This is a genomic window from Streptomyces canus 299MFChir4.1 (genome assembly GCF_000383615.1).
GTDB lineage: Bacteria > Actinomycetota > Actinomycetes > Streptomycetales > Streptomycetaceae > Streptomyces > Streptomyces canus_C.
In genome coordinates, this window is record NZ_KB911658.1 from 1 (window position 1) to 12,898 (window position 12,898).

Consider the following 12,898-nt stretch of genomic DNA (forward strand, 5'->3'; position numbering starts at 1 on the left):
TGTTGACCAGCTTGGAGAGCTGGACCTTGGGCGGGTAGTGGACGAGGAGGTGGACGTGGTCCTGTTCGCCGTTGAACTGCTTCAGCTCGGCCTCGAAGTCCTGGCAGACCTCGCGCACGACCTCCTCCGTGCGGGTCAGCATGACGTCGGTGAACGCCTTCCGCCGGTACTTCGTGACAAAAACCAAGTGGACATGGAGGTTGTGTACGACGTGACGGCCAGTGCGTACGTCGGGGTTTGGATTCCAGCGTGGTGACATAAACCAATACTGCATAGTGTCGTCCATGAGTGATCATGGCCTGGAGACACGGCAGTTCGGGCACCGTGCCCGGCTTGCACTGCCCCCTGCCGTGGCGCTCAAGGCTGACGGCCAGGCGCACGCGGCCCGCACGATGTGGAATCTCCTGCACGCGTGGTGGCAGATGATGCCGAAGGAGAAGCGGACGCTCGCGAACGCGGACGCCGCGATCCGCCAGGCCCGCCAGGAGATCGATTTCCTCGCCGTCCTTCCCGCTCAGGCCGCGCAGGCGGTGCTGAAAACGTATTTCCAGGCGTGGAAGAACTGCTGGGACGGCCGGGCAGACGCCCCGAACTTCAAGGCCCGTTTCCGCACCGCCCTGACCGTGGACGTGCCGCAGGGCCGGGATTTGAACATCGTCCGTGTCCACCGCCGGTGGGGCATGGCCAACCTGCCGAAGATCGGCCGTGTCCGCTTCCGCTGGACCAAGGACCTCCCCGTCGGCAAGCACGCCGACAAGGACAACCGGATCACCGGCGCCCGGCTGGTCAAAGACCCGCTCGGCTGGCACATCGCCTTCCGTGTCCAGACTCTCGAACCCGTCCCCGAACCCCACCAGGGGCCGGAAACCGGCATCGACGTGGGCATCACCGTGCCCCTCGCCCTGTCCGACGGCGAGACGTACGGGCACGGTGAATGGCTGACCGTCAGGGAACAGGCCAGGCTCCTGGGTCTGGAGCAGCGCGCCGCCCGCCGCGAGAAGCACCGCAAGCCGGGAGAGCGCACCTCCCGTCGCTTGCACCACACCTACGACCAGATCGCAGGGCTCCGCGCGAAAGCCAAGCGCCGGGCCTCGGACTGGCAGCACAAGACCACCACCAAGATCGCCGACACGTACGGCACCGTTGTGGTGGAAGCACTCCAGATCACGAACATGGTCAAGTCCGCCAAGGGAACCGTGGACCAACCAGGCAAGAACGTCGCCCAGAAATCCGGGCTGAACCGCTCGGTCAGCGGGGAGGCATGGGGCCGCACGGTCACCGTGCTGACGTACAAGCTCGCCCGACGCGGCGGCACCCTGGCCAAGGTCCCCGCCCCGAACACCTCCCGACGCTGCTCCGCGTGCGGCTTCACCACGCCCGGCAGCCGGGAGACCCAGGCCCTGTTCGTGTGCAAGAACCCCGACTGCGGATGGACGGGCAACGCCGACCACAACGCAGCGCGGAACATCTTGCACCTGTACCGGACGGGCCACGCGCTCGTCCCGGCTGCCGGGAGGGCAGTCGCCAGGCGCGCTCACCGCGTCAAGCCCGCCACCGCAAGGTAGGCAGGAATCTCCCTGCTTTAGCTGGGAGAGCACTTCAACTGTGCTGGTCACAGAAGCAGGTCCCGCTGCCTGGGCTGGTCAACCGTCCGGCCGCCGCCACGTCCGCCGGCCGGACGATCACGCCACGGTCGAGGACGAGCACCAGCTCGCCAGTAACATCGGCCACCCGGACGCGGGCCCAGCGCTGCGTACGGCGTGCCGAGCCTCGATTGCCTCGTGCTGGCGGCCTGCCATTCGGGACCGACTTGTTTGTCTACGAGCGGGAGGACGAGGGCGTCGATGATCTCCTGCAGAAGCGCTCCCGTGACGACGACTAGACGTTATCGGCGTGGGCGCCCGCGGCGATCGGCGGCGGTGACATCCGTGGCGGGCCCCGCCCACACCTCGGCGGCGTCAGGAACGGTCCGTCTTCCAACTCTGCAGTACCAGGTCGAACTCCTCGCGGGATGTCGGCCAGTCACTTTCCGGGGAGTTCATGGAAATGGTGTACTCCGTGCCGTCCCAGTCGATGTACGCCTGGTTGATGGTGTGGCGCGGTGCTGGGAAGGAAGCGTCCCTGGCTTGTGCGTCCCAGGTGTACTCCCACAGGGACCCCTCCTGCTGCCGGAACAGGTTCTCCGCCATCTCCACCAAGCGGTATCCGGCGAGCTCCCGTTTGAGCTGCTGTTCAAGCTGGGTGAAGTGTTCATGGGCGCTTGCGAACTTGGGTGAGGTGTTGACATCTATGCGTATGAAGTGCCTCCCGCCGTCCGGTGAGTAGTCGACGTGCCGGATCCCGTCGAGGTCCTCGTCCACCACCTCCCGCCGCCAGTCCTCGGGCAGGTGCAGGCTGAAGCCGAGTGGGTCGTCGACGCGTTTCCATAGCGCGGGTACGCCCGCCTCCTGGTCGAACTCGGTACCCGTCTGGAGCGGCTCGGGCGAGAGTCCGGACGCCTTCGCGGAACCCCTGTCGAGCGGCCCCCATTTCTGGATCAGTACGACGGTGCCACCGCCCACCATCGCGGCGAAGGCGGCGATCAGGGCGACAGTCCGCAGATGGCGCCGTTTGGCACGCGTGGACATGGGCACGGCCTGGCTGCCGTGACTGGCGTAGGGATCGATCGGCTCGGTCACGGGGGAGCAGGGGGCGTCGGCCGACGCCTCGGGTTGCTCAGGGGCGGCATCCGCCTCTGGTTCGTTCCCACTGTGCTGAGTGGGCTCGATGCGTTGTGGGTTTTCCAACGCCTCGGTCAGCATCTGCTCGGCCTCGGCGATGGTGGGCCGGGCGGCCGGATCCTTGCGAAGCAGGGCAGCGATCACGGGTGCTAGCGATCCGGCGTGTTGGGGCTCCTCGGCGTCCTCTTGTATCACGGCCTGTATCGTGCTGAGCGCAGAGGTGCGGCGGAATGGAGGGCGGCCCTCGACCGCTGTGAACAGCGTCGCGCCTAGCGCCCACAAGTCCGAAAGTGCACAGGGGCCTTGGCCGCGCAGACGCTCGGGAGCGAGATAGTCCACCGAGCCGACAACCTCACCGGTGCGAGTGACGGCGGTGTTGGTGTCGTCCTCGATCTGGGCGATGCCGAAGTCGGTCAGCAGGACGCGGCCGTCCTCGCCGAGCAGGATGTTGCCGGGTTTGATGTCGCGGTGCAGCACACCGACGGAGTGCGCGGCATTCAGCGCCGACACAACCCACAGGCCGATCCGGGCGGCTTCGGTGGGAGCCACCCGGCCGTACTCGTTGATCGCGTCGGCCAGCGAGTAGCCCTCGACCAGCTCCATCACGATCCACGGCCGGCAGTCGTGCTCCAGGACGTCGTGCACCGTGACGACGGCAGAGTGGTTGATGCGCGCGGCCGCCCGCGCCTCGACACGGGTCCGGGCCAGGAGCCGCTCTTGGTCGCTCTCGGAGACATAGAGAGCGGCCGTAAGTTCCTTGATCGCTACGATCCGGTTGAGAATTTCGTCGTGCGCACGCCAGACGCGGCCCATGCCGCCGCTGCCGATCACCTCGGCAAGCCGGTAGCGACCCGAGATGAGTTGGCCTTGCATGTGATTCACGTTGCCCCGCAAAATGGTCTTGACAGGGCCACAATAGATACTGGCCGAGCCGACTGGAACGACAAAGTAGCCAGGAAAACCGCACTGTGATGGTTGTCACCCATTACTTTCGAGTAGCGCCAGCCAGTGATCTGACAGATCGCCGACCACCGCTCGAACAGCCGCGTGTCCTCGTCCCGTTGGGCCTACGGCACAGCCCTTGCATCACGCGTAGCGCTCCCCGGGCGAGCGTCATCACTTTGTGCACAAAAACTTCACACTCTATGCTGCCCGCTCGCGCGATCCAGTCCTCGGTCATCTCCGTCTGCTCCAGCAGAAGGGTTTACCCGAAATATCGGTGAGTGTATAGCTCATCGAGATATTTGGGCCTTTGCAACGGCTGACCCAATGTAGTGAGTTGGCCTTGAATTCCGTGTCCCGGCAGGGAATCGGTTCGACACGGGAAGGTCGGCTTCGTTACGTCAGATGAGACCGTGCTCGCCGACTCCGCGTGCGCCGCTGCACTTCACGGTCAGTTACCGCTCAGCGCTGTCCGAGATCAAGAGGGCGCCCGCGCAGCTCGCCGCCGGGCATCTGCCCCGCCGCCCGCCGAGTTCGGAACCTACCTGGAGCACCTGGCCCGCTGGGGACTCACTCCTCGTTATGGGTGGGCCTCAACGCGACCTATGGATCCTTGTGCTTGCCACCCAGACCGCGCGATTGCCCGTTCCACGAAACAAGCCGAAATTCTGGCCGAACCGGCGCTACGGCAACTCTCTCTCGACTATGACCACGCGCACAACTTCGATGCCGACGCTTCCCTCTTCGACGACTTCGCTCACTGGATCGCCGAGGCGGCCCGTAGCGAAATGAACCCGACGAAGTGCCCGATCTGGATGCAGCCTCTGCGATTTCCGACCTGGTCCAGAGCACGGCCAACGCATCGTCCCCCGTGTGGCAGCGACTCGGCTCACTCATTCGCACGCCGCTGAACATGTGACTCGACGTGTACGCACGGTCTCGACTACGTGAGGAAAGGAGTCACAGCGTGCAGCGAGCTACAGGGCGAACGTTGCCTGATGCAGCACTTGGCATCCGCGCCCTGCGACTCACCGTCTACGACATCGCCGATCGCCTGCGCTCCCTGGGAACCACCCGCTGCTACGCGAGGCAGGGGTACCGGGGGAAGCTGACACGCCCCCTGGGGCAGTCGGCGGAAACAACGCCCATAACCCGGTGCCTGCTGCCCGGGCGTGCGCGGTCGACTGGGCTGGTGCCGCTTTTGGGCCCCTGCTTGCGGCCTGGACGTGGGAAGAATCGATCACCGCCTGCGGCCAGTCCAGCCGATTCTTCGACCGCAGTCCGTCTGGGGTCGGATTCCGGTACGAAGTCACGCTCGAGTGATCGGTCGGTGGTGCCGGACGCGGCCGGGCATCCCGTGCGTCCGGCTGAACTGTTCCGACAAGCACCACAGACTACGGTCAGGGCACGGCCGTTGGCCGAGGTTCTCGGTGTGCCTGGGGCGCGGAACACCCCGCCACGGTGAGCGCCGGAACGCCCTTCAGCCAGGCGGCGGTTTTAGGTTCCGGCACCGGGCCGGCTGAGTCGGAGCGGTTGGCTCTCATCCGGAGGATGCCTCGGATGCCCAGGTGAGGGGTGAGCTGATGTGGCCGACTGGGATGGATGTTCATGGCGCAGATCGGGCCAATCATGTTGTCTTCGATGCGGTGGTGCGGCCCACTGTTGCGGAGTCCCGCGCGTTCGTGGAAGCGGCGGCTGCGCGGGAGGGTGCTGCCTTGGGGACGGCAAGATGCGCAAGCGCCGTCTTCGGCGACTGCTCTCAGGCCTACGCACCTACCCAGTCGGTGAACAGGCCGACCACGCCCCCTATGCCACCGTGTTCCCCGGCATCGTGACCGCAGCAGCCGGGCCTTCCAGCGCCGCATCGTCACGTAGTCGCGGAAGCCGGATATGCCAGTCCTCGACGTCGGCACAGGACGGCCGGTCGACCACGCCCATAACGTCGCCCAGACGCAGCTGTTATGAGGCCCGGACGAGGCGCTGATTTCCCTAGAAAGAACGGTCGGTCTTGACGGGGGATCATCCCCTGCGCAAGGGTAGGAGACACAGAACGTTCGTTACCAACGAGAGGGTTCGCTCATGGTGCGTCGAATCACTGGCCTGGTTTCCGTCGGTGCGGCTGCGCTGGTCGCGGTAGGTGCCTCGTTTGCCCTACCAGCCTCCGCTGCACCGGGCGCGGTGTCCCATACCGCGACCGCCGCGAACACGGCGGCGCATGAGGCCAAGCCGACGGTGGTGCTGGTGCACGGTGCCTTCGCCGACTCGTCCAGCTGGGCCGGAGTGATCAAGAGGCTGACACACGACGGATACCCGGTGCGTACGGTGGCGAACCCGCTGCGGGGCCTGCCCACCGACGTAGCCGCAACCAAGGACGTGCTCCGCAGCATCGACGGTCCCATCGTGCTGGTAGGCCACTCCTACGGCGGTGCCGTGATCACCAGCGCGGCAGCCGGCGACCCCGACGTCAAGGCACTGGTGTACCTGGCAGCGCTGGTTCCGGACAAGGGAGAGCCCGCGGCCGGTCCCGCAGACATTCCAGTCAAGAACCCCCTGCCGCCGCTGCCGACCGTCCAGGTTCCGACAGTGAACGCCGACGGGTCCCAGGGCACGGACATCTACTTGGCGCAAGACCAGTTCCGTAAGAGGTTCGCCGCCGATGTCGACCCGGTGACCGCTGCGGCGATGGCCGTAACACAGCGCCCGCTTGCCGCGGACACCACAGGTTCGGTGAGCACCGGGGCTGCCTGGCACAACATTCCGACCTACTACCTGGCCGCCGCGAAGGACCAGACCATCGACCCCGAGAAGCAGCTCTTCTTCGCCAAGCGGGCCAACGCCCACACCGAGGAGATCAACTCCTCGCACGCCGTCATGGTCAGTCACCCGGGTGCGGTCACGCACCTGATCGAGGAAGCCGACCACAACACGCACTAATCGGAGTGACCACTCGTCGGGTGACGGAGGCGACGTCCGCAACGCACAAAACTCCTGTTCCGTCGAGGGAGGTGTTCGACGTCTCAATGGCGCAGGAGCCTTGCTGGCTACCTGTCCTGGGGTCGCGTTGGACGACGAGGTCGATGCCGAGGTGGGCGGCGTGTGCGACGGCTTTGGTCTTGTAGCCGTTGTCGGCCCAGGCTTTGGTGATGGTGGGGTGGCATGCGGCGACGTGGGCGAGGAGGTGGGTGCCGGCGGCGGAGTCGCGGACGCTGGCGGGTGCGGCCCTCGGCCTGGCGGACTTTGCCGCGTAGCAGGCCGGTGAGCTGGTTGAAGATGCCGTCGGCTTCACGCGGGCGAAATAGCCGTAGACGCTCTGGTGGGGCGGGAAGTCGTGGGGCAGGTAGCGCCACATGGTCGTAGCCGCGGTCCGCGAACAGCATGTCGGGCCGTCGACAGGGCCTGCCGACGGACCCGGCAACGGCCGGAACCTTGTCGAGTAGTGGCAGGAGTTGAGTGACGTCATTGCGGTTTCCGCCGGTCAGGGACACTGCGAGCGGGATGCCCTGTCCGTCGGTGAGGATGCGGTGCTTGCTGCCAGGTCGTGCGCGGTCGACCGGGCTGGGTCCACTTTTGGGCCCCGGCGGGCGGCCCGGACGTGGGAGGAGTCGATCACCGCCCTCGACCAGTCCAGCTGGTTCTTCGACCGCAGCTTCTTCAACGGGAGCGCGTGCAGTTGGTCCCACACGTCGGCCTCGTTCCAGGCCGCCAGGCGCCGCCAGCACGTCATGCCCGAGCCGAAGCCGAGCTCTTGGGGCAGGTACTCCCACTGGATGCCGGTGTGCAGCACGAACAAGATCCCGCACAGCGCCTGCCGGTCCGGCACCCAAGGCCGGCCCTCCACCTGCTTCGGCTCCGGCCCAGGCAGCAACGGCTCGATCAGCGACCACAGTTCATCCGAGACGATCCACGGCCGTGACTGTCTCTTCCCCACGACCACACCAACGATCCACCGGGCCGACAGTCACATGATCAGCAACTTTTGTTAGAGCCAGTGCAAGCGCACGTCAGTTTCGCGTGGGCCACACCGTGGTATCCGGGGCCAAGCGATCTGTCACCTCGGCGGAGGCGATCACGGGGTGACAGGAGGGTGGCAGCGGGATGGAGTGAGGGCTCAGGTTGGTCATCACTTCGATCGCACCGTTGGCGAAGTGCAGGACATCGTACGCAGGTCTGCTGCTCCCAGTCCGTGGTGGCGGCACAAGCGCAGCAGGGTGCGGTAGAGACGCAGGGTCGAGTCGGAGTGGTCGCGCTGCGTGACCTTCTCGTCCGGCCCCGGACGCCCACCCGGCTCCAGAAACTGACACCCCGCCCGCTACGACGTCGGCAAGATCCTCAAACGTCCCGCGAGCATGACCGAGCGTGACGAACCAGGATAAGGAACAAGGTCCGAAACTGTGAACAAAGCCTCCTCTTTCGGGACGGGGCGGTTGGCGGTTCCGAACGTTGCGCCGCAGCCCGCCGTTTAGAGGAGGTGGGCTGCAGTTCGAACCGAGCGCCGAGGCGCAACAACAAGATCGCTCCGCAGACTCGGTGTCGGCCGACGCTCGGTGGCGTCAGCCGCGCAGAGCCAGAGCGGCCCCCAGACCGACTAGGCCCACGCCCGACGTTCCGGCGAGTCCACGCCGGACGCTGCGGCGGCGCAGCAGCGTTTCGACACGGGCTAGGCACAGGAGCACCAGCGTGAACCAGAGCAGGCACAGGAGCCAGAAGACACCCGCGAGGACGCTATTTGCGGTCGTTGTTCCCAGGCCGGGCAAGGTGAACTGGGGAAAGAGGGCTAGGTAGAAGACGGCCACCTTGGGGTTGAGCAGGTTGCTGATCAGGCCTTGCCGGAAGGCGGTGCGCATGACGTGTCGCGCGGTCGGGACGGGCTGGGCGGTGCGGGGCTCCGGAGCGTCTGGGGCAGAACTGCGGCGCAGGCGGACGAAGTCGGCCAGTGACTGGGCACCGAGATAGATCAGGTACAGGGTGCCGACGACGCGCAGAATCGTGTAGCCGATCTGCGAGGCAGCCAGCAGGGCCGTCAGGCCGGCCACCGCGGCCGTGGCCAGGACAGCGTGTCCCAGCATGATCCCCGCAGCGGTCGCCTGGCCCGCGCGCCGCCCCGACCGGGCCGTGTTGCCCAGCAGCAGGGTCAGATCAGGGCCGGGTACGACGATGATGACCAGGGACGCGGTCACGAAGCCGAGTAGTTCTGACATGTAAATCCGTTCACGTGTACATGACCCCGGGCTGGTCGCACCGCGGGGAGCCGGCGCCCGACAACGCCACGGCGCCATTCCATCGCACGCCCCCGCCGTGAGAGTAGGGCCAATTCGAATGAACTGGACTGACCGTGCACAGGTTGCGAGTGCTGCGATCAACTCGTTGTCCAGCGCTGGTATTGATTGGGAGCTGCTCCAGTGCGGTCGCTGCAGCAACGCACAGGGGACAACGGCAACCCGGTCCTATTTCGGGACTGGCGAGAGCCAGACGACTTGGCGTTATTGCATGCTAGGCCCCAGTCTCGCATTGTTTCTTTTGGGGTGCGGTCGCCGAGAGCCATTCGACGCCGGTCGTTCAGTACACGCTGTCGCCGGCCGGGCGGACAGGACTGTCACGGGGGCGCTTTGACGAGTTGGCTCCAGGCTCCTATAAGGTCACGTCCGTCCGGCGGCAGCGCTTGCTGCGTGCCGTGGCCGGACGGTCGACAGATCAACGCCAGGACACTCACGGGGTCAGTCATAAGCAAGAGTCAGACTGTCACGGCCGGGGCTACCCGATCCTTGCGGGATCCGGTGCGAGAAGAATGACAGTCGTAGCTGTCCCCGACCGAGCCCATGGACGCTTCAACTCCCGCTCCGACCAGGCGGGTTGTGAGCTTGATGGATGTGCATTGCGTGCCGTGGTCGGCATGGTGGACGAGTTCGCCGAGGGTGACCTCGCGGCTGGCCAGCGCGTACTCGACGGACGTGAGGACCTGGTTGGCGTCCGCGCGGGCGGAGGTCTCCCAGGCAACCACCCGGCGGGAGAACGCGTCCCGGATCGCCGAGAGCCACAAAGGCCCCTCACTGGTGGTGATCATGGTGAGGTCGGTGACCCACAGCCGGTTCGGTGCTTGCGGTGCGGTCCCGTTCGACGCGCTTGCGGCCGGCGTGGACGCTCTCGCGCTTGAGCACGGCGTGCACGCGCGGTGAGCCGTAGATCCCGCCCGAGCCGGCGTGGATCTCCTTGATCTGCTCGGTGAGTTCCACGTCGCGGCGCCGGCGTTCGCATGGCTCGCGCTCGGCACGAGGCCAGCGGTAGTAGGTGGAGGAGGGGATGTGCAGTTGCCGCAGTACGGGCTCGACCCCCAGGTGCCGGTGCTCGTCAACGAGCGCCGTCACCTGGGCCGGGTCGGGTCGAGCTGCGCGGCGAGAAAAGCCGAGGCCGTCCGCAGGACCTCGTTCGCCCGGCGCGGGTCCCGCACTTTGCGCCGCAGTCGGGCGAGCTCGTTCTTCTCTTCGGTGGTGAGCAGGCCGTCCCGCTCGCCGGCATCGGTCTCGGCCTGCCGGGTCCAGTTCCGCAGGGCTTCGTGATGCACGCCGAGTTCCTCGGCCATGCGGCGGATCACGGGCTTCGGCTCAGAGGTCCGGTACATCCGCACCGCACGCTCACGCAACTCCAGCGGGTACTTCCTCGGAGCAGGCATCGGCTGGGCTCCTCTCATGAGACCCATCTGACCTGCTGTCACCTTTCCCCGCATCTCGGGGGAACCTCATGCTTCTTGTGTTTTTGCGAGTAGTACGGCTGATCGGCGCGGACGCGGTCGGTGGGGATCAGTGTGCCGTCAACGATGACGTGGTCGCCCTCACCGAGGCCGGTGTGGGCTTCATGGAGGCCTGGGGCCCAGGAGGCCAGCACCTCCAGGGCCTCGTCCACGTAGCGCCAGGCGGTGGCCTGCGATATCGCGAACCCGGCGCCGAGCTGGGCGAACGTCTCGTTCTTGCGCAGGTGGACAAGCGTGAGCAGTGCCTGGCCGAAGCAGCCGAGCTTCCGCAGCGGATGTTACGCGCGCGGCGGTGCCCGTACAGCAGCCAGGCAACAGCTCAACGAGCTAATGCGGGACGTCGAGCGTGGCAGGATACGGAACCAACAGGGCCCCTTCGATCGTCGGCGTGCTGAGTGGAATCACCACGCCAACGACGAGGGCCCCTGCCTCGTCACCACACACTGACCAGCCCTTTTCACCCGCCAGCACAGGATGAAAGAGGGTTCAATATCGGTCGTTAATTTATATATTTTTATCCCATGCCTAGACGCAAGCCCATACCCAGGGCCATTGCGTGCAGTCGATCTGTCCAGGTTGATCAGGTGATGCCGCAGGGTCTTTGCGTGTAGCCGATTCGTCCGGTTGGTCAGGGGATTCCGAGGGCTGTCGGGGGCCGTTGATGGGTCGCGGGCGGTGTAACGACAGGCTGCGAGCCGGACTGTCTGCTCGGCGTACAGGCTGCCCAAACAGTGCCCTTCTTGATCACCTGTCTGTAGCGGTCAGGAGCCGGAGCTGGCGGTGTCCTGTTGCGCCGCTTCCTGAAAGTCGGCGACGGCGGATCCATACCTCTTCGCCCAATCGGTCAGGGCGGCGATGGGTTCGGTAAGCGTTTGGCCGAGGTCGGTGAGGCTGTATTCGACCCGTGGGGGCGCCTCGGCATAGGCGTGGCGTTCGATCAGGCCGTAGCTCTGAAGTCTGCGCAGTGTCTGGGTGAGCACCTTGCGGGAGATGCCCCCGACGAGATCGACGAGTTCACCGTGCCGAAGGGGCCCGCGGCTGAGGGCGAACAGGACCACGACGGCCCATTTGTTGGTGATGATGTCGATGGCGAGCCGGGCGGGGCAGTCGGCGAGGAAGACGCTTCCGGCTGGGTCGTGCATGGCCGAAGGTTACCAGGAGGTACCTATCGGCTCAGTAGCGTCTTTCTGTATGAGTACGTCGCACACGAAAACCTATGTTCTTGTCCATGGTGCTTGGCACAGCGGGCGCGTCTGGGACCGGGTGGTTCCCTTGCTGACCCGGGCCGGGCATCAGGTGTACGCCCCTTCGCTGACCGGCCACGGCGAGAAGGAACGCCTCCTCACTCCAGACGTCGACCTGGACACCCACGTCGCCGACGTCGTCGCTCTCCTCAGCGAGCGGGATCTCACCAACGTGGTCCTGGTCGGGCACAGTTACGCAGGGATGGTCATCTCCGGCGTGGCCGGCGCGGTCCCGGACCGGATCGCGCATCTGGTCTACGTCGACGCGATGGTCCCGGCTGACGGTGAGAGCGCGCTGGACGTCATGCCGGAGGTGACCCGGCAGCTGATCGACGCGGCCGCGGCTTCCGACGCCCCCTGGCGGATCCCGCCCCTGCCGGAAATGCCCATGCCCATGGGGCTGTTCGGGGTGACCGACCCGGCGGACACAGCGTGGCTGCGCACCATGCTGTCGGACGAGTCGGTGGGCTGCTTCCTGCAGCCGGTCCGGCTGGACAACCCGGCCGTGGACGCAATTTCCCGCACACACATCCACTGTGTCGGCAGCGCACCGGGGGACGTCACGCGCCGCCCAGTTCCGGCGGTGCCTCCGGGCGGCGCTGCGTCGCAGGTGTGGGAGCTGGAAAGCGGCCATGACTGCATGGTCACCGTACCGGACGCACTCACCGACCTGCTGTTGAAGGCTGGCTGACTGGTTGCCGGTTGGGGGGAGGGGCCTTGCGTGGCCGCGGTTTGAGCGAAATCGCCCGGTGATGAACTCCGCGTTGGGCGGTATGGCGTCGGCCACGGACGAACCAGCTCACGGTGGCTTCGGCCCGTACATCCTTGTGCGTGCGGGCCGGACCTGCCACCGATCCGGACCTGTACGGCCGGGGAGACAACTCCTCTATCTCCTCTATTAGTAACTCTAACCTCAATACCAGTGACTTAAGGGTCTCGACTGGTAGCGTGGCATCCAGGAGGTGCCTGGATGCCACGCCCTGGGCAGGTCAAGCCGGAGACGGATGAGCGGTTGTCGGACCGGATCGCGGTCGGGCTGCTAACGCGTACATTTCCGCCGGAGCTGGTGGACCGGGTGGTCGCTGAGTCCGGTCGTTCGGGTCAGCGCACTCGGCTGCTGCCGCCGCGGGTGGTGGTCTACTTCGTGCTGGCGATGTGCTTGTTCTCCGGGCAGGGGTATGAGGAGGTTGCGCGGCTGCTCACGCAGGGCCTGACCTGGGCGAAGCGCTGGTCAGGCTCGTGGCGGG

General features: G+C 66.1%; 11 protein-coding genes and 3 pseudogenes. 4 read left to right on the plus strand and 10 right to left on the minus strand.

The features are described 5' to 3' along the window. A partial coding sequence (gene tnpA, locus H293_RS0147565) for an IS200/IS605 family transposase (protein ID WP_106968634.1) occupies positions 1-259 on the minus strand: 259 nt, incomplete at its 3' end. Between the two features lie 25 nt (positions 260-284). On the opposite strand from tnpA, the gene H293_RS0147570 reads away from it, so the two are divergent. Beyond that, positions 285-1,565: an RNA-guided endonuclease InsQ/TnpB family protein gene (locus H293_RS0147570; RefSeq protein WP_028808844.1), complete on the plus strand. Its 1,281-nt coding sequence runs from the start codon at positions 285-287 to the stop codon at positions 1,563-1,565. Between the two features lie 393 nt (positions 1,566-1,958). Here H293_RS0147570 and H293_RS0147575 read toward each other — a convergent pair whose 3' ends face one another. Beyond that, a complete protein-coding gene (locus H293_RS0147575) occupies positions 1,959-3,593 on the minus strand; it encodes a serine/threonine-protein kinase (RefSeq protein ID WP_020124799.1) in 1,635 nt (544 codons plus the stop codon). Positions 3,594-5,741: 2,148 nt separating this feature from the next. Here H293_RS0147575 and H293_RS0147580 point away from each other — a divergent pair. Beyond that, positions 5,742-6,596: an alpha/beta fold hydrolase gene (locus tag H293_RS0147580; RefSeq protein ID WP_063746985.1), complete on the plus strand. Its 855-nt coding sequence runs from the start codon at positions 5,742-5,744 to the stop codon at positions 6,594-6,596. Positions 6,597-6,714: 118 nt separating this feature from the next. Here H293_RS0147580 and H293_RS61545 read toward each other — a convergent pair. From H293_RS61545 to H293_RS0147620, 8 genes and pseudogenes are all read right to left on the minus strand, one after another. After that, a pseudogene (locus H293_RS61545) lies at positions 6,715-7,008 on the minus strand (transposase); the annotation flags it as partial. 4 nt (positions 7,009-7,012) lie between these two features. Next, positions 7,013-7,590: pseudogene (locus H293_RS61180) on the minus strand (IS5 family transposase); the annotation flags it as partial. Positions 7,591-8,212: 622 nt separating this feature from the next. Then, positions 8,213-8,860: a LysE family translocator gene (locus tag H293_RS0147595; protein ID WP_020124803.1), complete on the minus strand. Its 648-nt coding sequence runs from the start codon at positions 8,858-8,860 to the stop codon at positions 8,213-8,215. 533 nt (positions 8,861-9,393) lie between these two features. Then, positions 9,394-9,723 carry a DDE-type integrase/transposase/recombinase gene (locus tag H293_RS58165; RefSeq protein WP_106968632.1) on the minus strand — a complete coding sequence of 110 codons (330 nt, stop codon included), beginning with the start codon at positions 9,721-9,723 and terminating at the stop codon, positions 9,394-9,396. Then, entirely contained in the window at positions 9,707-10,024 is a 318-nt protein-coding gene (locus H293_RS58940; RefSeq protein ID WP_028808847.1) for an IS3 family transposase, read from the minus strand. The genes H293_RS58165 and H293_RS58940 overlap by 17 nt, the downstream gene beginning before the upstream one ends. After that, positions 10,021-10,329: a transposase gene (locus tag H293_RS0147610; RefSeq protein ID WP_020124804.1), complete on the minus strand. Its 309-nt coding sequence runs from the start codon at positions 10,327-10,329 to the stop codon at positions 10,021-10,023. Before H293_RS0147610 ends, H293_RS58940 begins: the two co-directional genes overlap by 4 nt. A 68-nt stretch (positions 10,330-10,397) precedes the next feature. Beyond that, positions 10,398-10,815 (minus strand): annotated as a pseudogene (locus H293_RS52220) (transposase family protein); the annotation flags it as partial. 353 nt (positions 10,816-11,168) lie between these two features. Further along, entirely contained in the window at positions 11,169-11,549 is a 381-nt protein-coding gene (locus tag H293_RS0147620) for a winged helix-turn-helix transcriptional regulator (RefSeq protein WP_020124806.1), read from the minus strand. Between the two features lie 49 nt (positions 11,550-11,598). Between H293_RS0147620 and H293_RS0147625 the strand changes: the two genes are divergently transcribed. Together H293_RS0147625 and H293_RS0147630 are read left to right on the plus strand one after the other, a co-directional pair. Continuing rightward, positions 11,599-12,342, plus strand: a complete 744-nt coding sequence (locus H293_RS0147625) for an alpha/beta fold hydrolase (RefSeq protein WP_028808848.1) — start codon at positions 11,599-11,601, stop codon at positions 12,340-12,342. Positions 12,343-12,621: 279 nt separating this feature from the next. Beyond that, on the plus strand, positions 12,622-12,898 hold a 277-nt coding region (locus tag H293_RS0147630), incomplete at its 3' end, for a transposase domain-containing protein (RefSeq protein WP_028808849.1).